Below are 22,115 nucleotides of genomic sequence, written 5' to 3'. Positions count from 1 at the left end.
TCCAGGGCTTCTTTAAAACGGCTGTCCATTGCCAGAGTCTCCTCAGCAATTTTTTTCAGGACCCCGGCCAGTTCCTTCTTCCCGAGGACTCCGGCTTTATTTGCCCAATCCTCGTAAGTCTTTGCATGCTCAATGTTGTGTTCAGCCCAGTGACCAAGCAGATGATGCAGCTTGCCTAATTCGTCCATAAATCCTCCTGTTGGCAATTCTCTTTTCTGTAATGATAACGGCAGTTCAAGGTTGTTTTCTTCAAGAAGCTGCCTGTCGGCCAGTAACTCTTCAGTCAGGCCGTCAGCGACAACTCTTCCTTCTTTTACAATGATACATCTCCTGCAGACATCCAGGATAAGATCAAGATCATGAGACGCAATGATCTTGGTATGGTGAAAGTGCCTCAAAAGATTAATCAATGCCCTCCTTGATTTTGGGTCAAGATGCGAGGCCGGTTCATCCATGACCAGGATATCAGGCTGCATGGCAATGACAGATGCAATGGCAACGGCGCTCTTCTGGCCGCCCGACAGATGATGCGGGGGCTTGTTCCGCAGCGCTGAACAGCCGACGGTTTCGAGAGCCTCCTGCACCGTCTCACTGACCCGCTCAGGGCTGAGGCCGAGATTGAGCGGGCCGAAAGCAACGTCTTCAAAGACCGTCGGCATGAAGAGCTGATCATCAGGGTTCTGGAATATGAGGCCGACTTTTTTTCGTATCTCCTGCCTGGTCTGCTTATTAAGCTGGAAATCGCCGATGGTGATGGCTCCGGTCTGCGGCAGCAGATAACCGTTTGTATGCATCAGGAGCGTTGACTTGCCCGATCCATTGGCTCCCACGATCCCGACTGACTCTCCATGGGTGATCCGAAAAGAGAGACCGTTGAGAGCGGCTGTTCCGTCAGGGTATTGATAATGAACGTTGTTAAATTCAACAATATGATGGCTCATCGGTTACCCAAGCAGTCTCATCGAAACTCTTCCGACAGTGCTGACCACATCATATGTTCTGAAAAGGTATAAAAACATGATCGTGAGGCAGACAAACAATACGTCAGAAATCGTGAGGGAATAAGTCCTTGAGGTGTTAAGCCTGCCGGTAAATCCGCGCGAAAGCATTGCCTGATAGACTCGTTCAGCCCGCTCAACAGTTCGGAGAAAAAGAGAGCCGAAAAGGCTTATTGCCGGTTTTATGCCGAGCCCTTTTTTCCCGAAAGACCGCATATCCCTTGCGCGCACGATCTTCATAGCCTCCTCAACCAGTACAAAGATATACCTGTACAGGAATAAAAGCTGGGAAATAAATAGTTCGGGCATGCCCATCTTCTGCAGTGCATGGCATACTCCGGGGAATGAAGTAGTCGCGATAAGGAGCAGGGCAGAGACTATGGTCAGAAAAAACTTCAGCATGAGAGAAAAAAATGATATCCATCCCCCTGAAACGGAAAAGCCGAAAAAAGAGGTCGTAATCTGCCTGTCAAGAAGAGGATTGAATATGCCGATACATACGGCAAAGGACGATACCAAAAGGACCTTCTTAAGGATGAACTTCACCGGTACATCGCTGAGCGAAAAAAGCAGAACAGGGAAAAGCAGAAAAGGCAGAAGCCCGGCAAATTCATGCTTTGGAAACGATACGACGGTAATAATGAACGCCAGCGTGGCTATCAGCTTTGCTCTCGGATCAAGCCTGTGGATGATCGTATCCCGATAAGACAATGTATCAAGATAGCCGATATTGAAATATGCATTATCAAACATGAATTACTATCACCCGAGAGAGCACTGTTTCATGCCGATTTCCTGCGCAATACCCTGATAATCCCTCCAATCAGAAGCACGGCGGCAAGCACCAGAGCAGCTCCGACAATGCCGGAGCCGGATCTGCCGGGATCAATTGCGGGCCAGGAGGAGGTCTCATCTTTTCTTTTTTCTCCCTCTGCGGTCTTCGGAAAACCATACTCAGGGAAAAACGCGGTCTTCTCCTGTAATGACTTCAGTGCCGGAGCTATCCCGTGATCTGCCTCAGAAAGCCTGGATTTGCCAAGGACCTTTACAATGGACCATTCGAGACCGTCAGGATTGGAGGACGCAAACCATGAGAGAACTCCCCCGGTGAGCAGAGTTGCAATCAACAGACCGGCAACAACCTTTTTGATCGAAATTTCTGTGGATAAAGGTTGAGCCGAAAAAGCACTTTCGAGGATCTCCGGGCGGGCTGCCTTTATAAAGTTGATGACCCCGGCGGTAACAAATCCCTCAACAATACCAATGGCCAGATGTACAGGCTGCATCAGCAGCAGAAAGGTACTGAAGGGAAGTTCGCTCCTGCCCGACAGCGATGTCTGCATGACAACAGAAAAAGCTCCGAGCTGCAGTCCCACCACACCGCATAGTATCGATGCCATCATAATCCTGCCTGAGCTGGTTCCCGGCTTGACCAGAGATTTGTATATCAGGGGATAGGCCATGAAACAGGGATAGATGCCCAGATTCCAGATATTGCAGCCAAGGGCAAGAAGGCCCCCGTCGGCAAAAAAAAGCGCCTGGACCGTAAGAACCGATGCCATGACAAGAAAGGCCGCATATGGCCCCAGAACGATAGCCAGGATCAGGCCGCCGCCAAGGTGCCCGGATGATCCGGTTGCAGGGATCGTAAAGTTTATCATCTGGGCAGCGAAGATGAACGCCCCAAGGACGCCCATAAGAGGCATTAATTTTTCATCCAGATTGCTCTTAAGCTTTTTTGAGCAATATGTAATAGTTCCTAACGTCCCCGCCCAAAAGGTTGCCCCTACCGCAGGTGATAGTAACGCATCTGCCATATGCATGGTTATTCCTCCCTAAAACCTGAAGGCAATACCAGCCAGCAGAGTATAATCGGCCTCAGCTCTGCTCAGGCCTGTCTTGACGCCGAAATCGATGTCAAAATTGTCGGCTGCCTTATAGATCAATCCCGCCAGCGCAAAGAGCGGATGAACGTTCGATGTCCTGTCAGGGTTTGTCTCCCCCCCGATATTGCCGACGATCCTGATGCTTTTTGATGCCGAATATTCAGCAGCAAGGGAGTAATGCCAGATGTCGCGGACTTCCTTTCGGTTTGCTATGTAGCCGAGGTTAAGATGAAGGGTGAACGGCTCCAGTTCCTTTGAGGTTATAAGAAAAAGGCTGTATGTCGGCTTGCCGTCTCCTAATCCTTTAGCTTCATCTCCGGTCGCCAGTGTGACACCTGGTTTAAGCGCAAGGCTGAACCCTTCATGTTCGAATACCCGCCATTTGAGCGCCAGGGAAAGATCTGAGATTCCGTCTTGATGGTACCAGTGACCGGTTTCGTTTTTTTCGCGGAGAAAGATATAGGGTGCCCCAATGACAAGATCGAGATTGTCCCGCAGTCCGGCAGAGAGCGTTGCGCCTAAAGCGGTCTCGGTATTGCCGCTGTCGCTCGCATATTCGGCATTGATCTCTATCTGAAACTTGCCCTTGCCCTGCGTACCCGTGTCGTCAGTGATCAGTGGGTGAGCAGCAAAGGCCTGCGCAGAGACCAGACAGGCCATGAAGAATGATGCGATAAAAACTTTGAGACCCATAAGAAAACCTCCATTTGCATAAAAGTTGTTCCCTAAATAAAGAATAAGGCCTCTCCTTCATGGAGGTTGTCGCCTTCTCGGCTGGATGAATATTGATCAAATAAAAAAGGCCATGAATACTGCACCTTCTGGTGCATGCCTTCATGGCCTTTGATTTCTCTTCACTTGCACCCCGCTGTTCGTCAGCAGTGGCACTCCGCTTGCGCGTATGAGTTAAAATTAGCCTATCAGCATGAGATTTGTCAACGGGACATGCCCATGTTAAGTGCAACGCCACATATATTCGCCAAACCGGATGGATGTTTATGGTAAAATGAATTACTTTAATTTCCCGGAGAGAGTGTCTGCCGCCAGTGCACAATAAACTGAGGAACAACATAAAGCAAAAGCCGTGCGCCCTTAGCCCGCAAACCTGCAGGCAGGGCTCCTATATCCCCTATATAGACAAGTCTGATCCCTTTGACAAATTTCATGAAGAGTGCGGCGTCTTTGGCGTGTACGGCCATCCGGAGGCGGCAAACCTCACCTATCTCGGCCTGTACGCCCTGCAGCACAGGGGGCAGGAAGGCGCAGGTATATGCTCATCCGATGCGCGCCAGCTCTATATCGAAAAGGGAATGGGGCTTGTGGCCGACATCTTCAGCGAAAAGAGGCTGAAGAAGCTCCCTGGCCATATAGCGATCGGCCATAACCGTTATTCCACGGCGGGCAGCAGCGTTCTGAAAAATGTTCAGCCGATCGTTGCGAACTTTTCTCTTGGAGCACTCGCGCTTGCGCATAACGGCAATCTTGTGAATGCGCCTGAACTCAGAAAGACCCTGGAGGATGAGGGCGCGATATTTCAGTCAACATCCGACAGCGAGGTGGTTGTTCATCTCATCGCACATTCAAAAGGCGAGAACTTCTCCGAGAGGGTAGCGCACGCCCTGAAGGAAGTCAGCGGTGCATACAGCCTTCTTGTTCTGAGAGAGAAAGAACTTATTGCAGTTCGCGACCCTTATGGCGTCAGGCCGCTCTGTCTCGGTCAGGTGGATGGTGCCTATGTCGTTGCCTCGGAGACCTGCGCTCTTGACCTGATCAATGCTACGTATATACGCGATATTGAGCCGGGTGAAATGGTCATCATCAACGACGAGGGCATAACATCAAGGAAGTTCCTTCTCAGTTCGAGGAGGGCATTCTGTATTTTTGAGTTCATTTATTTTGCCCGGCCGGACAGCAATATCTTCGGCGGTCAGAATGTCAACGGGATCAGGAAGGAATTCGGCAGACAGCTTGCGAGAGAATCAAAAGTGGACGCAGATCTGGTAATCCCTGTGCCGGATTCCGGTGTTCCTGCCGCCCTTGGCTACTCGGAAGAAAGTGGTATACCATTTGATTTTGGTCTGATACGGAACCATTATATCGGCAGGACTTTTATCGAGCCGAAACAGAGCATCAGGCACTTTGGCGTGAAGATCAAGCTGAACCCTGTCAAGAAGCTGATTGAAGGCAAGCGCGTTGTTGTTATTGACGACTCTATTGTCAGGGGTACCACAAGCAAGAAGATTGTCAAAATGCTGAGGGAAACGGGCGGGGCAAAAGAGGTGCATCTGCGGATCAGCTCTCCGCCTACCATTATGCCCTGTTATTACGGCATTGACACCCCGACACGGCAGGAGCTTATTGCATCGAGCCATGATGTCGAAGAGACCAGAAAATATGTTACTGCAGATTCCCTTGCCTATCTTGGCCTTGAGGGCCTTAAAAAGATCGTGTCTGATTCGGAGAACTACTGTTCAGCCTGCTTTGATAACATCTATCCAATCAACTTCCCGGGTGAGCATCTTGAGCAGATGGAGTTCTTCTTTTAGCCTGGAATTACGCCTTTTGCCTTTGACGAATAGCCGCTTGAACAGATATCTCCCTGTTGCCTCTCTCCCGGGGGGCAAACACATAAAGGAGGGGTAATGGCATGACTGATTTCGTTATTGTCCTGATCACGGCTCCCAATGAGGACGATGCTGCAAAGATGGCCAATGACCTTGTCGCTTCCCGGCTTGCAGCCTGCGTCAACATCATCCGAAATATCCGCTCTATATACCGCTGGCAGGGGAAGATCGAGGACGAAGCCGAGGTCCTTATGCTCGTGAAGACAAAACAGGAGTTCTTCAGGGACCTCGAAAAGAGGGTAAAGGAGATCCATCCCTACACAGTGCCTGAGATCATTGCCCTCCCTGTCATTGGAGGCTCTGACGAGTATCTTCAGTGGCTCGGCCAGGAGACGACAAAGCTATGAAAAGGAGAAACGATATGCGAATAGGCATCCTGACAGGCGGGGGTGATGCCCCTGGCTTAAACGGCGTGATCAGGGCGGTCGTGCGGACTGCAAATATTATGTATGGCTGGAAGGTCATTGGTATATTTGACGGTTTTGAAGGCCTCATGGGCAAGACCAATACCAAGGAGCTCACGCCCTGGAACACGCGCGGCATCCTATTCAGGGGAGGCACAATCCTCGGTACAACGAACAGGGGGAACCCTTTTGCAGTCAAGATGATGGAAAAAGGTAAGCAGGTCGAAAAAGATCTTTCTGACAGCGTCATCAAAAACATGAAGAAGCTTAAGCTCGATGCGATCATTGTGATCGGTGGCGACGGCTCACTTGGTATCGCGCAGAAGTTTTTCAAAAAAGGTATCAGGGTGATCGGCGTTCCAAAGACCATTGACAACGATCTTTCGGCAACGCATGTGACGTTCGGCTTTACAACTGCGGTTGAGACTGCGACCGATGCCCTGGATAAGCTCCACACTACGGCAGAGAGCCATCATCGGGTTATCGTGGTTGAGGTGATGGGCCGTTATGCCGGTTGGATTGCGCTTGAGGCCGGCATTGCCGGGAGCGCTGATGTGATCCTCATTCCGGAAATTCCCTATGACATGAAACAGGTCTGTGCCAAGATCATAGAGCGGAAAAAGGCGAACTGCAATTCAAGCATTGTGGTAGTGGCTGAAGGCGCCAAGCCCCTTGGCGGAGAGATGGCAGTGCTCGAAAAGGATTCCTCCGGATATGCCCTGCGTTTTGCAGGGATGGGAGACAGGGTTGCAGAGGGCGTCAGGAAAATCACGGGTATGGATGTGCGGGTAACGGTTCTCGGTCATGTTCAGCGCGGCGGCTCTCCCTGCGCGTCAGATAGAATCCTTGCAACACAATACGGCGTGAAGGCAGTAGAGCTGATCGCACAGAGGAAGTTTGGTCATATGGTCTCTTACCGGCCGCCTGATATCACATCAGTGCCGCTTGAAAAGGCGATCAGGAAAATGAAGCTGGTTGACCCTGCAGGGAATCTGGTGAAGGCAGCCGAATCTGTCGGTGTGTGTTTCGGCAGATAAGAAGTCCGCATATAAAATACAAGAAATAGCCAAAATTATAATTGAAATTTCACGTTGACAATCGGTCCGCCGGTCTTTAAAGTTATTTCATAAATTATGACGCAATCAAGATTCTTTCAATGGTCTCTGTTTTTCCCTCTCGTAATGTGGTTCCTTGGTCTGCTCATTTTTTCATTCGTTAATAAAGAGGGCTATGCGTTTATCTTAAAACATATGTTCGATGCAGTCCGTGTTTTTGTGCCCTATCTTCTGTTTGCGGCAGGAGTTTGGAAGCTGGCAGCGAATAAGCCCCACCGCATATTAATTCTTATCGCATTTGTTGCTCCGCTTATCTGGGGACTTTTCTTTACGTTCTGCTATCTGCTGAATGCAATTGTTACTGATCAGGTAAGGGACTTAAAGGTCCTGCTTATGATGGCTTTTTGGGCGACTGTGGTCGCATATCTTGCTGAGGCGATCCCCCACATTATTCTCACCATATTCAAAAATGATTTCAAGCCTGAATTATCAGAAGAGATTTGCAGCGTATCCCCGGTTCAGCAGCCGGTGACGCCGGAGAGTTGATAGGTTAGTTGCTCGGTTCTATGGGTTCGTCGTCTGAGTAAGTTCCGAAAAAAGATCCCCTGTCGTCTTCGTCCATAACCACAAAGTAGTCGGCATCCGTGTAGTCCTGCGTGTCAGACAGCCGCTTCCAGGTCTCTCCAAAGGCTGCCACAATTACGGCTATGCCCTGATACCATTTGAGCTCTTTATAGTCCGGCGCTGCTTTCAGTTCTTTTTCAGTCAGTCTTTTCATAAAGGTCAGAACAACCTCTGCTGTCCTTTGTCTCCTTCTATCATGTCCAATAGTTTCTCATATGAGATTGTTTTTATGCCCAGTTTTATTGCTTTGTTCAACTTTGATCCTGCATCTTGACCTGCCACCACATAATCGGTGCTCGCAGAGACGGCGGATGCTGCATGACCGCCGTTATGTTCGATCAGGCCCTCCACTTCTTTCCTTGCGATTGGCAACGAACCGGTAATGACAAAGGTCATGCCTCTCAAGGGAAGCTCTCTCTTCTCCTCAGCGGTAAAGTCCGGGTTTGAGAGATTCATGCCGAGTTTCTTTATGGAATTGAGCAGGTCGATATTCTTCTCGTCATTAAAAAAACCGGAAACAGATGCCGCGATTTTTTCTCCTATCTGCTTAATCCCAAGGATCGACTCTTTTTTGACATAAGAGAGCTCATCCAGTTCCCTGAAGTTTCTGGCAAGAAGCTTTGCTGCATATTCGCCGACATGGACAATGCCGATGGCAAAGAGAAATCTGGCAAGTGTCGCATGCTTAGATTTTTCAATGGCATCTATCAGATTCTGTGCCGATTTTTCGGCAAAACGCGGCAGCTCAAGCAGATCTTCCTTCCTGATCCGGTAAATGTCCTCAAAATGCCTGATGAGTCCACGGGCAAAGAGAAGCTCCACATTTTTTTCTCCGAGGCCTTCAATATCCATGCCTCCCCTGGACGCAAAATGGATAATCTTTTCCTGAACCTGTGCCGGACAGTGGAGCGATACGCATTTAACGGCAACCTCTCCTTCTTCCCGGACAACCCGGGAACCGCAGGCAGGACATCTGTCAGGGGTTGAAAAGACCTCTTCCCTGCCTGTGCGCCTGTCCCTGATCACTGCCACAACACGAGGGATGACATCACCAGCCCGCTCGACCAAAACCGTGTCGCCGACCCGTATGTCTTTTCTTTGTAGTTCGTCCCAGTTATGGAGCGTTGATCGGGACACCGTGACGCCGCCGATCTTTACCGGTTCAAAGACCGCATAAGGCGTAATAACGCCAGTCCTGCCGACACTCCCATGGATCTCCTTCACGATCGTTCTGTTCTGGGCTGCCTGAAACTTGTAGGCAGTTGCCCAGCGCGGCTCCCGTGTTCTGACGCCAAGTTTCATCTGAAGGCTGAAATCATTCACCTTGACCACTGCACCGTCCGTCTCAAAAGGGAGGGAATCCCGCTCCACCTCAAATTGCCGGATTGCCTGAATAACTTTCTCAATGCCTTTTACGTTCACCATGTTTGGAGGCACCGGAAGTCGGACCTCTTTCATCCATGCCATGAATTCCGTCTGACTCCTGAAGCTCAGGCCCCTGACTGCTCCCAGGCCATAGCAGGTAAAATGAAGTTTGCGAGATGCCGTCACCTGAGGATCAAGCTGCCGCACACTTCCTGCGGCAGCGTTTCTCGGATTTGCAAAAAGAGGCTCTCCGCTGTGTTCTCTCTGCCTGTTGAGCATCTCAAATTCGCTCACATCCATGTAGACTTCACCACGGATATCAATCTTTTCAGGGATTTGTGGCCCTTTGATCTTCAGCGGCACTGATCTGATGGTCTTTATGTTATGGGTAACATCTTCCCCCTCATAGCCGTCGCCGCGTGTCGAAGCCTTCAGGAGAAGGCCATTGCTGAATGTGAGTTCCATGGCAAGGCCGTCAATTTTGGGTTCTACGGTATATTCGATCTCGTCATCGGTATTAAGGAGCCGCAGCAGTTTTCTGTCAAATTCCCTCAGTTCATCGTATGAAAAGGCATTGTCGAGCGAGAGCATCGGCTCAGTATGCCGTATCTTGTCGAACTTCTCTGATAATGACGCTCCGACCCGCTGTGTTGGCGAATCCGGCAGAACATATCCGTATTTCTCTTCCAGGTCTTTCAGATGGCGATATTGTCTGTCATATTCAGCATCAGAAATGACAGGCGAATCTTCTCCATAATACCGATAGCTGTGGGCATTGAGTTCGCTGACGAGGTCTTCGAGCTCTTTCCTGATTGCTGCCGGAATTTGTTCAGCCATTGCTGAGCACCTCTGCAAGGAATTTAAGGGCAGATAGAACAGCCTTTTCTTTTATCTCTCCCCTTGTCCCTTTCAGCTGTAATTTTTTTGCAGCCATTCCTTTTTTTGAACTGACCGCGACAAAGACGAGTCCTCTTGGCTTGCTCTCAAGAACGTCAGGGCCGAGGTTGCCCGTTGTTGAGATCGCAATATCGGTTTTTGTGAGGGTGCGGACTCTTTCAGCCATCTGCCGTGCGGTTTCTTCGCTTATGATCCCATGGGCAGAGAATGTTTTCTGCGAGATTCCCAAAAGCCTTTTTTTCGATTCGGCAGAGTAGGTCACAATACCTGCCTGCAGGAAACTGCTCGCACCGGGGACAGCGGTAAGATTATGGCAGATCAGGCCACCTGTGCATGACTCAGCTACAGAAAGGGTAAGGCCCTTTTCTTTGAAGATGTTCTGGATAATTATTGCTTCTTTCAGATTCATGCTTGTACAGTTCTATTTTGGTGTCCGGACTTTGTCGTTGTCAATGATATGCTTCTCTCAAGAGTTATGGATGTCTTCAGCGTCTTTCCCCCTGATCCTTGTGAACAGAGAGGTTGCACGTTATTTGTGGCTGATAAAGTGTGCATATGGGACGCTTTATTTAAAGTTTGCCCTATATAAATGCCCTATTATACTTGACAAAGGGAGGCGCTAACGGGAGAATAATAGCCAATGAAAAGATTCATACATCTTTTTTCCATTCTCTCTATGCTTCTGCTCACAAGTTTGCCGGCAATAGCATTAGAATCATCAGAAGAAAAGATCAGCCAAGAGCTTCCGTCTGTTAACCAGCCCCAGAACAGTATCGTCCTTCAGCCATCTCCTGTCCTTGTGCCCTATGCTGATAATCAGACCGCCTCAAGGGCTGTTGACAGAAATATCAGCCTTTTTGCCAACAGGATCAAGGACCGGTTTGCCCTGTATCTGAGCAGATCCGGAAAGTACCTCGATGTCATGAAAGATATCCTCAGGAAAAAAGATGTTCCGGAAGATATAGTTTTTATGTCGCTTATAGAGAGCGGCTTCAGTACGAACGCTTATTCCATTGCCCATGCTGCGGGTCCCTGGCAGTTTATCGCGTCGACCGCCAAGAGATACGGCCTTGAGATCAACTGGTGGAAAGACGAAAGACGGGATCCTGTCAAGTCTACCGAGGCGGCGGCAGACTATCTGAAAGATCTCCATGGCATGTTCGGATCATGGAACCTTGCCATGGCTGCCTATAATGCAGGCGAGGGCAAGATCATGCGGGCAATGAAGAAAAGCAACGCAGACGACTACTGGGACCTTCTGGATACAAAGCATATCAGGACAGAGACAAAGGAGTATGTGCCGAGGTTCATTGCGGCAAGCATGATAGCCTCCAATCCCAGGGAGTTCGGGTTTGAAGCAATAGAGTATCAGACGCCCCTGAGCTATGACGAGGTTGAGATAGAATCTCCGATTGATCTGGCTGTTGTAGCTGAATGCGCCGGTATAACGCTTGACGAGGTCAAGAGGCTGAATCCTGAGCTCAGGAGATGGTGTACACCGCCGGATGCAGAACGGTATATTCTGAAGATCCCTGTAGGGTCGCGGGACCTGTTTATGGAGAAGCTCGCTTCCATTCCTGAAGTGGAACGCTTTACCATTGACCGATACACGGTAAAGTCGGGCGATACCTTCAAAAGTATCTCAGGGAAAACCGGTATCCCTGTGCCGGTAATTCTTTCCCTGAACGCCATTGAAAAGATTATGCCCCTCAAGAAAGGGAGCACGATCTATCTGCCGCCAAAGGACCTTTTCAGTCTGGACAATCTCGATAGGGCTCTTATGAAAAAGGTGTCGCAGAAGAAAGTAAAAGTCTCCTCTGTTTCAGGCAAAAAGAAAGGTGCTGCAACCGCAAGGAAGAGCACCAAATCAAAGAAAACCCGAAAAGCGTAATCGGTCTTTTATTATCCTGCTTTTTTCTCGCCGGATTTTGTCTTTGCCTCCTCAACATAGGGTGACTGAGGGTATTTCGCCGCAAGCTCCTTATACTTCACGATTGCTTCATCTTTTTTGCCATCCTGTTCGAGCATTCTCGCCTTCTGGATAAGGGCAAAGTCCTTTAGCATGTCGCCCGGAGCAGCAGAAATCCTGTCAAGGGTCTTTAATGCCTCATCCCTACTCCCTTTCTTGAGCTGCAGCACAACCATTTTTTGATAGGCCAGGGGGATGAGGGCCTCTTCACGAACAAACCGTTGAGTGAATTCATCAAGCGTCTTTAACGCTTCATCGTATTTTGCCATTTCTGCATATGCGTCTGCTATAAAGAGAAGAACCCTTGGCGACTTCTTCTTTTCATATGCCTGCTGAAACAGTTCCAGAGCTTTTTGTGCTTTGTCCTGCCCGGCAAGAGGTGTCTTCTGATATATGTTGTAATAGGCCTTGTACGCGTCGTATTCGAGTTGCCGGGCCTTGTCATTGGCACTGAACCGGTAAACGGCGATGCCGCCGATGACAATTGCCGCGCTGAGCGCAACCAGGCCATAGCTAACAAGTGACTTCTGCCTCTGTTCGAAGACCTTTTTCATGCCTTCGAAACTGTCTTTTACCTGTATCTCAGTATCGACCTCTTTTTTATGCGCTGACTTCTTTTTTATCGCTTTAGGCATTGCTCCTCCTTAGGACTCTATCTACAAGGGATTTAGAATTTTCAAATACGGAATCTATCCTGTTTTCCTCAATACCGGCTCCCAGCAGGATGTTCCGGGCATGCTCCTTCGTGATGAGATCCCCGGGGCCGTGAGCGTCAGTATTGATGCAAAGAGGCACGCCGAACTTTATAGCTTCTTTTGCGAGATAGCCGTTGGTGAATGCATGGCCCCGTCGCGCCGTGATCTCAAGAAGAACGTTCTTTTCCTTTGCGCGGAGCATGTCCTCGATGCTGATCATTCCCGGATGAGAGAGGATGTCGGCGCCAGCCTCAATAGCGGCCCTGTTCGTGCCTTTTATCACCGGTTCAGCAATCGTCTCGCCATGCACAACAACGATCTTTGCGCCGAGCGCACGGGCATCTTTTACCAGGTCTGCGATCAGTCCGGGCGGTGCGTGGGTAATCTCTGCGCCGGGGATTACATCGATCGGGACATGGGATTTAAGCTTTTCGACAGCTTTTACGATACGGGGGATGATAAGGTCAAGATTGGATGCATCCATGTGGTCCGTGATAGCAATAGCCCGGCATCCTATTGCCTCAGCCCTCCTGACCAGCTCAAAAGGAATCAGCTCTCCATCGCTGAAAATAGTGTGTGTATGAAGATCGATCATCTTAAAAAGATACAGGAATAACGGGAGAAATGTAAAGCAATGGACCCGGTTAAAACAGAACATATCCCGCACGTTGCTGAAGCAGGAAGCCCCTGATGAGCATTGGTTGCAACCCTTAACGCTGCTCAGGCCATATAATGAATCAATCTTAATTTGACTCGCCATTTTTCTCTGCTATAATTTCACTATGGGAAGCAGGACATACGAGGCTGACAAGCATGGACGAATAACCATATACCCCTCACTCAAAAGCTCCGCAGGAAAAAGTCGTGGCATTTTCAGGCAGCTGCTCACGAAACTGATCAGTATCATCGGCGGCAATGGGCAAAACAGCTCCGGCCGGCCGCCAGCCTAGGAGGACTGGGATAGTTCCTTCACCTTCTCCCGTATCAGAGACGCAAAATATTGGTAATCATCCATCTCCGCAGGTTTTTTGGAAAAATCTGTCTCCTTTGCAGAAAGCGGCGTTCCGAAGATGACTGAGATCCTGGTGAACTTTGGCCATGCTGCCTCTCTCGGCAGGGCCTCAAACGCCCCTTTAATATAAACAGGGACAACAGGTATTCCCATTTCTACGGCAAGGATGCCGACACCTTTTTTGAACTCAAGGAGCGCATTGTCAGGCGACCGTCCACCTTCAGGGAAGACGCAGAGAGAGCGGCCATGCCGCAGCACGTACGCAGAAGTCTGGAGCGCCCTGCTGAGGTATGCGGAGGAGTCAATGGGGATCACATGGGTCTTCTTTGCAATCCATCCCTTCAGGGAGCCGATGAAAAAATCGCTGATACCCAGCAGATACAGGTTTCTGAATACAGAGAAGGGCAATGAAAGCACGACAACAAACCCATCGAGATAGCTGGCATGATTTGGGGTAATGATGAAATTCCCGGGGACAGGAACATTCTCAAGCCCCTGTGTTTCGAGGCGAAAAAGGAGCTTCATGAACAGCCTCAGAGCAGCATACACCACCCTCGACGGCAGCATTATCAATTCAGGTCTCTCAAGCATGATCTGCTCTTGGGGCTCTGCGGATATGATCTCTTTCCAGCCGGTCTTCTCAGCCTGCACTGCTCTGGGCCCCTGTAACGATGCTCTGGTTTTTTCGATGAGTTCCCTGATGGTATGGATATCAGACATGAAATCCTCGGGGAGCTTCAGGAAAAGCGCTTTTTCAAGTGCCACAACGAGTTCGATCCTGGAGAGCGAATCCAGGCCCAGGTCGAGTTCAAGATTATCATCTGCCTGTATCTCATTTTCTTTCTTCGATAAATCACTGATAACCTTCAGCACCTTGCTGCCAACCTCATCTGCAAACAATGTCTGATCAGCAGAAGGAATATCATGCTTTACCGGTGCCGGCTGCTGCTGACCGGCCCTGATCATAAAGCGACGCAATTTGCCGAGCGGTGTCCGGGGCAGGGGGTCTTTCCGGAGCGTGAACCCCTGTATTCTCATGTATGAGGGAAGGCTTCCGGAGAGTGCATTGATCTCCCACTTGACCGCATCCTGCAGATTGGAAAGGGCAGCCTGTTTTGCGTAATCAAAATCAGGGACGATCACCGCATGGAGAGAGTCTGTTATCCCTTGATGCTCTATGCCGATAACGCAGAGCTCTTTGATCAGTTTCGATGACAGATACATCTTTTCAACATCTTCAGGATAGATGTTCTTGCCTGAACTCAGGACAATGACCTCTTTTGACCTGCCGGTGATATAGAGATAACCGTCAGCGTCCAGTCTGCCGATATCGCCGGTCCTGAACCATCCGTCATGCATCACCTCGGCAGTTGCGGAAGGCTTGTTATAATAGCCATTCATGACCATGGGTCCCTTTATCTCTACCTCTCCCTCACCGGTCTCAGAGGGATCGGCAATCCTGATCGAAACAGAAGGAAGAGGTTTCCCTGCAGAGCCGGGTTTCCGTTTGTCAAGAGGGTTGAAGGTTACGACAGGAGAGGTCTCGGTGAGTCCATAGCCTTCAAGGACAGTAAATCCAAGAGCCTCAAGGCCTTCCATGACTGCAGGATCGAGCTTTGCGCCGCCACTGGCAAAGAACCGGAAGCGGGTTCCGAAGCTCCTGTGAACTGATCTAAAGATAAACCTGCCAAGATTGAAGCTGAGCCTTCTTCTGAGCGTTCTGGAAAGAGCGATACACTTTGCCAGAAGAAAGGGCAGCGGCCAGGTCAGCGCATCGATCCTGTTCATAATACCGTTTCTGATCATGCTAAGCAGCTGTGGTACACCGATCAGCACGCTAACGCCCCTCCCCTGTATGGCTGCAATCATGTCAGGGCCTTTCATGCTCAGGGGATAGGTTATGGAAGCTCCAAGAAACAGCGGGACGAGGAAGGTACACATAAAAGCATAGGTATGATGCAGAGGAAGAATGGAAAGGACATTGTCTTCATGCGAAACTATGCCTGCGTCAATGAGCGCTCTGGCATCAGAGCAGAAGTTCCGATGGGTAAGAACAACGCCCTTCGGATTTCCTGTTGTACCTGACGTATATATTATTGATGCGATATCGTCCTGATCGCATGCGGGCAGAGGTCCTGTTGAAGGGCTCTCTTCTATTGCCCGGTATGCGCTGCTGTCAAAATCAATAAACTGGGGGTCTTTGCCGGCAGATTTCCGGAAATGCTCCGCAAAAACCGTAAGCTGACCTGCGGTCTTATCGCTTTGCAGGACAATACCGGTACCTGCATCAAGCAGCAGGGTCTTTACCTCTTCCGGACCAAGCTGGGCATCGAGCGGTACGGCTATGCAGCCGCAAGAGAGGATCGCGAGATAAGCAACAGACCACTCAGGACGATTTTCCGAGAAGACGGCAATACGGTCATTCCTCTTGACCCCTGCGGTAATCAGATACGATGCAAGTCTACGTACTCTGCCGGCAAGCTCTCGGTATGTAATGGTCTGCCAGCCATCATTGGAGTAATGAAAGGCAGTATTATCAGGATAGGCAGAAACTGCCTTGCGGAAAAGGTCGATTATGGTTTCTGCCATAGTCCCTGAGCTTTATTGAAGGTTCGTTCGATCATCTGCTATACTTTTTTAAAACTGCGGCATCTTTACTATAGCTATACTAGCATGTTTGTCGCACCACGAGGCAGAAGGGGAGGAATACTATGGCATTCACACCGGAAGAGATCAGCAGATACACCCGCCAGATGATGATGGAAGGATGGGGAGAAGAGACCCAGGCAAAGATCAAGAACTCAACGATCTTTATTGCCGGGGCCGGAGGGCTCGGTTCCCCGGTCTCGATCTACCTTGCAGTTGCAGGAGTCGGCAATATCCGCATCTGTGATTTTGACTCTCCTGACCAGTCGAACCTTAACCGCCAGATACTCCATAACCATAACCGGATCGGCACAAACAAGGCAATTTCAGCAAAGCAGACGCTTGAAGAGCTGAACCCCCACATCACGGTTACCGCAATTACTGACAAGATCGTTGCAGAGAATGTGGACGAACTGGTCGGGAATGCTGACCTCATCCTTGACTGCATGGATAATTTCCCGACCCGGTATCTTCTCAACGAATCTGCGATCCGGAAGAATATCCCTCTGGTCCATGGGAGCATCTGGGGGCTCGACGGCAGGCTTACGTTCATACAGTCGCCGGAGACACCCTGCCTGAGATGTTATTTCCCTGAATCCCCTCCCAAAGAGGTCTTCCCGGTGCTCGGTGCAACCCCTGGCGTGATCGGCACCATGCAGGCCATGGAGGCGATCAAATATCTTGCAAATATCGGCAAACCCTTAAAGGGCAGGCTGTTGGTCTGGTCAGGCAATGATATGAGCTTCAGGACTTTCAAGGGGTTCAAGGACCCTCAATGCCCGACCTGCGGCAACCTCAAATAAGCGGGATGGCGTAAGGGCCAGGATGCTGAATTATTCTCCGGCTCTCCTGCGGCTAAAGGATATGGACGCCCATGATAGAACTGCTGTCTGACCCACAAACAGCCTATGCTCTTGTCATTGCAAGTCTGACCGCGTTTGTCTTCTTCTTCATCGGTAAGGCTTCCGGCGGCATCTTCGAGAGAAAGAGACTTTTGAACGACCAGAAAGAATTTGAAAAGAGGCTTTCTCTTTCGGAATCCGGGAAGAATGATATGCGGCGGCAGATCGATGAACTGAAAAAACAGAATGAAAAATATATCTACTTTGTTGTCCGCATACCGGAGACGGTAAAACATCTGAACTCAAGCCTCACCTTTGACGAGACCATATCATCGGTTATCAGGGTAACGAAAGATCTTGTCAATACTGAATGCATTGAAGTCTATATCTATAACGAAGCGAAGGGGGTGCTTACGCTTGAGGCCGCCTATGGGTCGAAAAGGAAAGAGGCGGTTTCCATGGCTGTCGGTGAAGGTTATATCGGCAGGGCAGCGGAGCTGAAGGTGATGCTTTCCCAGGAAAACAGTCCGCCGGGCTCAAGGACAGCCGATAGTCAGATCATGCACGCAGCGCCGATGATCTTCAGGGGACGTCTGGTTGGCGTACTCGGTCTTGGCAGGCTTATCAACCCTACGGGCGATGAGAAACGGCTCATTGCGATGGTGACAGACCTTGCTGCAGTATCCCTGCAGAACTGCGAGAGGATTTCGACGGCTCAGGAGGAGGCGAATACCGACGCCCTGACAAAACTTTACAACAGAAAATATTTTGCGGAGCGTTCTATTGATGAAGCACAGAAGGCCCTCAGCTATAACTTCCCCATATCGATCTTCATGTTCGATATTGACCATTTTAAGAAATACAACGACCAGAACGGTCATGCCGAAGGGGATTATCTCCTGAGGGAGCTTGGCAGACTCCTGAAGAAGCATACACGGAGCCGCGATGTCGTTGCGCGGTACGGCGGAGAGGAATTTATTGTCATGCTCCCCAACACGGACAAGCAGGGTGCGGCAATCTATGCCGAAAAGATCAGGAATATGATAGAGACCACGCTCTTTAAGCACCGGGAAAAGCAGCCCCTTGGTTTTGTGTCGATCAGCGGTGGTGTCGCAACTTTTCCTGCGGATGGTGATACAATAGAAACAGCGATAAAGCTGGCAGATGCGGCTTTGTATAAATCCAAGGAATCAGGCAGGAACAGGGTAATGCTCTTTGAGCATTCCCGGTTAACGTAAAAAAGAAACGATATGAATTTTTCCCTACGGCAGAAGATCTTTCTCGGATATATCGTGATGATATCCTTTACGCTGCTTGTTGGCATGTATGCCATTTTCAGCCTTAAGGAACTCAATGCCATTACGAGGACCATTGTCTTTAATTCCGTCGCGATCAATGAAAAACTGACGAGGTTGAACGACAGCATTCTGGCTCAGGACCTGTATGAAAAAAGGTCTCTCCTTCTCCAGCAGCAGGATGCCGAAAACCTGTTCTGGGTAAGGAGCAGGGACTTCAGGAACCTTCTGGGGGAGATCAGCAAAACCGAGAATTACGTCAGCGCCAACATCGATGCGCTCATTTCCCTGCACGAAAAATACAATGCGCTTTTTACCCGTGAAATCCAGCTTATTAAGGACCATAAAAACCAGGATGCGCAGGAGATATCCGGCCATGACCTGAAATTGCATTTCAATAAAATTCTCCTTGCACTGAAAGATATAGACCTGAAGATCAAGGCCCAGCAGAACATTCATGTCAATCAATCGAATTCCCTGAGTGAACGTGCCCTGCTCATCATGATCGTACTGAGTGCAACATCCTTTGTCTTCGGCCTCCTTTTTGCCACACTCCTGACAAACCACCTTAATGCTGCGATCGAGCGGCTGAAAGAGGCGACAAACTCGATCAGGAGCGGAGACTTTGACAGCATGCCCGAGATTAAGGGAGCGGATGAGCTTGCCGATCTTGCCATATCATTCAGAGAGATGTCATCACGCCTCAAGGAACTTGAGGTAATAAACCTTGATGCCAATCCCCTGACAAAACTGCCAGGGAACCTGGCGATAGAAAAGGAACTTCTCACGAGACTGAACGAGACGCAGAGTTTCTCTTTCTGTCTTATTGATCTGGACAATTTCAAGGCATACAATGACCGGTACAGCTATGCCCGGGGCAGCGAACTGATCAAATGGATGGCTGAAATGCTGACTGCCATCAAAAAGGAATATGGTGCGCCTGATGACTTTCTCGGCCATATCGGCGGCGATGATTTTGTGATCATCTGTTCGCCTGACAGGATCCAGAAAATATGCACCCAGATTATCGAGGAGTTCGATAAAGGGATTATCGCTCATTACGACCCCGAAGACGCCAAAAAGGGCTTTATCATATCGATTGACCGAAATGACAAACCTGCCATGTTCGGCATCATGACCGTCTCTCTGGCGGTGGTCAATACGGACCGCACCCTTGTCAGGGATCCGATGGAGATATCCCAGAAGGTAGCGGAGCTCAAACAGTATGCAAAGTCATTTGCCAAGAGCATCTACATCATGGACCGCAGAAGAGTCCGGTAAGTTCTTTAGGTATCTTTTCCCCATTACGCTCCTGTTTCGACTCCCTGCTTTTGTGATATAATCCACCAATCATGAACATACGAAAGCTCGTTAAAAAAGAGGTCGCATCTCTCAGGGCATATCAGGCAAAGGAGATCCCCTGCAGGATAAAGCTCGATGCCAATGAAAGCCCGTATGGTTTTGAGGGCGCACTGAAGGCTGTCGGAACGATATTGACGAACCGCTATCCTGATCCTGAGGCAAAAGCGCTGAAAGCGGTCCTTGCAAAGGATCTCGGGGTAAGGCCACAGAACCTGCTTCAGGGCAACGGCTCTGATGAGCTCATCTATTACCTTATTGCCACCTTTGGAGGGCCGGTCCTCTATCCTGTTCCTACCTTCTCTATGTACGGGATTATCGGCCAGGCCCTTGGCGAGAAGAAAAAAGAGATCCCCCTTGATCAGGATTTTGATATTGACCTTGACCGCATGGTGGCTGCCCTCAGAAAAGAGAAGCCGAAGATTGTTTTTCTGAGCAGTCCCAATAATCCGACAGGCAACTGCTTTTCTTCTGAAAAGATCCTGAAGATTATCGATGAATCAAAGGGCCTCGTTGTTGTTGATGAGGCGTACCAGCCGTTTGCAAGTGATAAGGGTTTTGTTCCCTTGCTGCGCGACTACAAGAATCTTGTGATTATGAGGACGCTGTCGAAGATCGGTCTTGCAGCCCTCAGGTTCGGCTTTATCGTCGCTGATGAGGAGATCATCGATGAGGTGAACAAGGTGAGGCTGCCCTTTAATGTGAATGCCCTTTCCCAGGCTGTTGCGGTCGAAGCGCTCAAAAAAAAGAAGGCGCTGAAAGCAGCGATACGGGGGATAGCTGCCGAGCGTGACAGGATGATCACTGCAATGGAGAGTATCAGGGGAGTGACGCCTTTTCCTTCAGAGGCGAACTTCATCCTCTTCAGGGTAAAGGAGCCTCTTAAGATATATGGCCGGCTCCTTGAAGACGGAATACTTGTCAGGAATATCAGCGATGCTGTCGCCGGCTGTCTCAGGGTGACCGTCGGCACGCCAAAAGAGAATGTCCTGTTCCTCAGGGCACTCGAAAAAGTCGTATAACAGAGGACAGGGGAGAGATATGAGAAAAGCCAGGATCGAGAGAAAGACAAAAGAGACACAGATAGCGGCCGAGATGAAGCTTGATGGTACCGGCACCTATACGATAAAGACGCCCATACCCTTTTTTGATCATATGCTGACCCTCATGTGCAAGCACGGCCTTTTTGATATGAAGCTCGTGGCAAAGGGCGACGTTGAGATTGATGACCACCATACCGTCGAAGACACCGGCATTGTTCTTGGCAAGGTCCTTAAGGAGGCCCTCGGCGACATGAAAGGTATTAATCGCTACGGCCAGGCATCGGTCCCGATGGACGAGGCATTGGCCCAGGTGAGCCTTGATATCAGCGGCAGGCAGTATCTTGTGTATAACGTCGCCTTTCCGAAGAAGAGCAAGCTGAGGGAATTCGATCCTGATCTTATCGAGGACTTTCTTCAGGCCTTTGCAGGCAGTGCAGGCATCACCCTTCATGTCAATGTATTATATGGCAGGAACACTCACCACATCATAGAGGCGATCTTCAAGGCATTAGGCCGGGCATTAAAGCAGGCAGTTGCGATCGATCCAAGGGTCAAGGGCGTTCCCTCGACGAAAGGATCGCTTTAATCAGCAGGAAGCAGGCGGCCATTTCGTGGAGCTTGTTGACCTTCTGAACCTCAGACTGTGGTTCCCCCGGTACTGCAAGTCATTCTCTTCTGAGAATGAGGAAGAACGAAAAAATTTCACTCTCAAAGAGCTGCATACCCTGAATGTCTCTGCAAATATGGTTTCGATTGCCCGGGCGATACTTCAGGACAGAAATAAGGTGTTCATTGCCGAGGCAGTCGGCCTGTTGCACGACGTCGGCAGGTTCCCTCAGTATGCTCAATACCGGACCTTCAGGGACAGCAAATCCGTGAATCACGGAAGGCTCGGTGCCGAGGTGATCAGGGAAAGGAACGTGCTGGCTTCACTGCCGCCCCATGAACAGGAACTTATCGTTGATGCGGTCAGATTTCATAATGCCTATGCCATCCCTGAGGGGCTCGATCCCGAGAAAAAATTCTTTCTCAAGATGATACGTGATGCTGACAAACTCGATATCTGGCGCGTATTTGCCGAATATTATAAAAAAGATCCGTCAGAGCGGGAGTCAGCGGCAGGTCTCGGTCTGCCTGACAGGCCGGAATGTTCGGATAACGTCCTGGCATGTCTTGCGGAACGACGGCTTTCCAGGCTCTCCGATCTTAGAACACTGATTGACTTTGGCATAATGCAGCTCACCTGGATTTATGACCTCAATTTCCCGGTTTCATTCAGGCTTGCCTCAGAGTGCGGCCATATCGAGAGGATCATCTCGAGCCTCCCTCAAACAGAGAAGATCTCAAAGGCAGTTGCAGTATTGAGGCAGCATATGAACAACGGGGCAGCGCATTGAAGAG

The 22,115-nt window shown here is 49.7% G+C and carries 21 protein-coding genes; 11 read left to right on the top strand and 10 right to left on the bottom strand.

Translation table 11 applies throughout. The features are described from left to right. The 4 genes from HZB31_03920 to HZB31_03905 all read right to left on the bottom strand — a co-directional run. The coding region (locus HZB31_03920; GenBank protein ID MBI5847085.1) for an ATP-binding cassette domain-containing protein at positions 1-941 on the bottom strand (941 nt) is incomplete at its 3' end. A 3-nt stretch (positions 942-944) separates the two neighbouring features. Next, the gene (gene cbiQ / locus HZB31_03915) at positions 945-1,751 is read right to left on the bottom strand and encodes a cobalt ECF transporter T component CbiQ (GenBank protein ID MBI5847084.1); all 807 of its coding nucleotides are present in this window, start codon (positions 1,749-1,751) and stop codon (positions 945-947) included. 29 nt (positions 1,752-1,780) lie between these two features. Beyond that, positions 1,781-2,821: an energy-coupling factor ABC transporter permease gene (locus HZB31_03910; GenBank protein ID MBI5847083.1), complete on the bottom strand. Its 1,041-nt coding sequence runs from the start codon at positions 2,819-2,821 to the stop codon at positions 1,781-1,783. Positions 2,822-2,833: 12 nt separating this feature from the next. Further along, the gene (locus HZB31_03905; protein ID MBI5847082.1) at positions 2,834-3,544 is read right to left on the bottom strand and encodes a transporter; all 711 of its coding nucleotides are present in this window, start codon (positions 3,542-3,544) and stop codon (positions 2,834-2,836) included. Between the two features lie 473 nt (positions 3,545-4,017). Here HZB31_03905 and HZB31_03900 point away from each other — a divergent pair, with 473 nt between their 5' ends. From HZB31_03900 to HZB31_03885, 4 genes are all read left to right on the top strand, one after another. Then, positions 4,018-5,430 (top strand): amidophosphoribosyltransferase, encoded by a 1,413-nt coding sequence (locus HZB31_03900; GenBank protein MBI5847081.1) that lies wholly within the window; start codon positions 4,018-4,020, stop codon positions 5,428-5,430. Between the two features lie 101 nt (positions 5,431-5,531). Then, entirely contained in the window at positions 5,532-5,855 is a 324-nt protein-coding gene (locus tag HZB31_03895; GenBank protein ID MBI5847080.1) for a divalent-cation tolerance protein CutA, read from the top strand. Beyond that, positions 5,852-6,949 (top strand): ATP-dependent 6-phosphofructokinase, encoded by a 1,098-nt coding sequence (locus HZB31_03890; GenBank protein MBI5847079.1) that lies wholly within the window; start codon positions 5,852-5,854, stop codon positions 6,947-6,949. Before HZB31_03895 ends, HZB31_03890 begins: the two co-directional genes overlap by 4 nt. A gap of 213 nt (positions 6,950-7,162) precedes the next feature. Then, positions 7,163-7,513, top strand: coding sequence for a hypothetical protein (locus HZB31_03885; protein MBI5847078.1), 351 nt, complete (start codon positions 7,163-7,165; stop codon positions 7,511-7,513). Positions 7,514-7,517: 4 nt separating this feature from the next. On the opposite strand, the gene HZB31_03880 is transcribed toward HZB31_03885, so the two are convergent. Genes HZB31_03880 through HZB31_03870 form a run of 3 tightly spaced genes read right to left on the bottom strand, consistent with a single transcriptional unit; the run spans position 7,518 to position 10,262 of the window. Next, a complete protein-coding gene (locus HZB31_03880) occupies positions 7,518-7,745 on the bottom strand; it encodes a hypothetical protein (GenBank protein ID MBI5847077.1) in 228 nt (75 codons plus the stop codon). Positions 7,746-7,750: 5 nt separating this feature from the next. Beyond that, complete coding sequence (gene ligA, locus HZB31_03875; protein ID MBI5847076.1) at positions 7,751-9,793, bottom strand: NAD-dependent DNA ligase LigA; 2,043 nt, start codon at positions 9,791-9,793, stop codon at positions 7,751-7,753. Continuing rightward, positions 9,786-10,262, bottom strand: coding sequence for a CinA family protein (locus tag HZB31_03870; protein ID MBI5847075.1), 477 nt, complete (start codon positions 10,260-10,262; stop codon positions 9,786-9,788). The genes ligA and HZB31_03870 overlap by 8 nt, the downstream gene beginning before the upstream one ends. Positions 10,263-10,493: 231 nt before the next feature. Between HZB31_03870 and HZB31_03865 the strand changes: the two genes are divergently transcribed. Then, positions 10,494-11,744, top strand: coding sequence for a transglycosylase SLT domain-containing protein (locus HZB31_03865; GenBank protein ID MBI5847074.1), 1,251 nt, complete (start codon positions 10,494-10,496; stop codon positions 11,742-11,744). A gap of 11 nt (positions 11,745-11,755) precedes the next feature. On the opposite strand, the gene HZB31_03860 is transcribed toward HZB31_03865, so the two are convergent. The 3 genes from HZB31_03860 to HZB31_03850 form a co-directional block, all read right to left on the bottom strand. Next, a complete protein-coding gene (locus tag HZB31_03860; protein ID MBI5847073.1) occupies positions 11,756-12,457 on the bottom strand; it encodes a tetratricopeptide repeat protein in 702 nt (233 codons plus the stop codon). Further along, positions 12,450-13,112, bottom strand: a complete 663-nt coding sequence (locus HZB31_03855) for a histidinol phosphate phosphatase domain-containing protein (GenBank protein ID MBI5847072.1) — start codon at positions 13,110-13,112, stop codon at positions 12,450-12,452. The genes HZB31_03860 and HZB31_03855 overlap by 8 nt, the downstream gene beginning before the upstream one ends. Before the next feature lie 351 nt (positions 13,113-13,463). Further along, positions 13,464-16,118: an AMP-binding protein gene (locus tag HZB31_03850; protein ID MBI5847071.1), complete on the bottom strand. Its 2,655-nt coding sequence runs from the start codon at positions 16,116-16,118 to the stop codon at positions 13,464-13,466. A 122-nt stretch (positions 16,119-16,240) separates the two neighbouring features. Here HZB31_03850 and HZB31_03845 point away from each other — a divergent pair, with 122 nt between their 5' ends. The 6 genes from HZB31_03845 to HZB31_03820 all read left to right on the top strand — a co-directional run bounded on the left by HZB31_03845 (position 16,241) and on the right by HZB31_03820 (position 22,111). Next, positions 16,241-16,978, top strand: a complete 738-nt coding sequence (locus HZB31_03845) for a HesA/MoeB/ThiF family protein (protein ID MBI5847070.1) — start codon at positions 16,241-16,243, stop codon at positions 16,976-16,978. A 71-nt stretch (positions 16,979-17,049) separates the two neighbouring features. Continuing rightward, positions 17,050-18,255, top strand: a complete 1,206-nt coding sequence (locus HZB31_03840) for a sensor domain-containing diguanylate cyclase (GenBank protein ID MBI5847069.1) — start codon at positions 17,050-17,052, stop codon at positions 18,253-18,255. Between the two features lie 12 nt (positions 18,256-18,267). Further along, positions 18,268-19,593, top strand: a complete 1,326-nt coding sequence (locus HZB31_03835) for a diguanylate cyclase (GenBank protein MBI5847068.1) — start codon at positions 18,268-18,270, stop codon at positions 19,591-19,593. Positions 19,594-19,664: 71 nt separating this feature from the next. Continuing rightward, positions 19,665-20,693 (top strand): histidinol-phosphate transaminase, encoded by a 1,029-nt coding sequence (hisC, locus tag HZB31_03830; protein MBI5847067.1) that lies wholly within the window; start codon positions 19,665-19,667, stop codon positions 20,691-20,693. A 19-nt stretch (positions 20,694-20,712) separates the two neighbouring features. Further along, on the top strand, positions 20,713-21,300 hold the full coding sequence (gene hisB / locus HZB31_03825) for an imidazoleglycerol-phosphate dehydratase HisB (GenBank protein ID MBI5847066.1): 588 nt from the start codon (positions 20,713-20,715) through the stop codon (positions 21,298-21,300). Between the two features lie 25 nt (positions 21,301-21,325). Further along, positions 21,326-22,111: an HD domain-containing protein gene (locus HZB31_03820; protein ID MBI5847065.1), complete on the top strand. Its 786-nt coding sequence runs from the start codon at positions 21,326-21,328 to the stop codon at positions 22,109-22,111. Positions 22,112-22,115 lie beyond the last annotated feature (4 nt).

It is taken from the genome of Nitrospirota bacterium, from assembly GCA_016235245.1.
Lineage (GTDB): Bacteria > Nitrospirota > Thermodesulfovibrionia > Thermodesulfovibrionales > UBA6898 > UBA6898.
The sequence above is the reverse complement of the archived record's forward strand: the minus strand, read 5'-3'. Positions and strand labels throughout refer to the sequence as shown.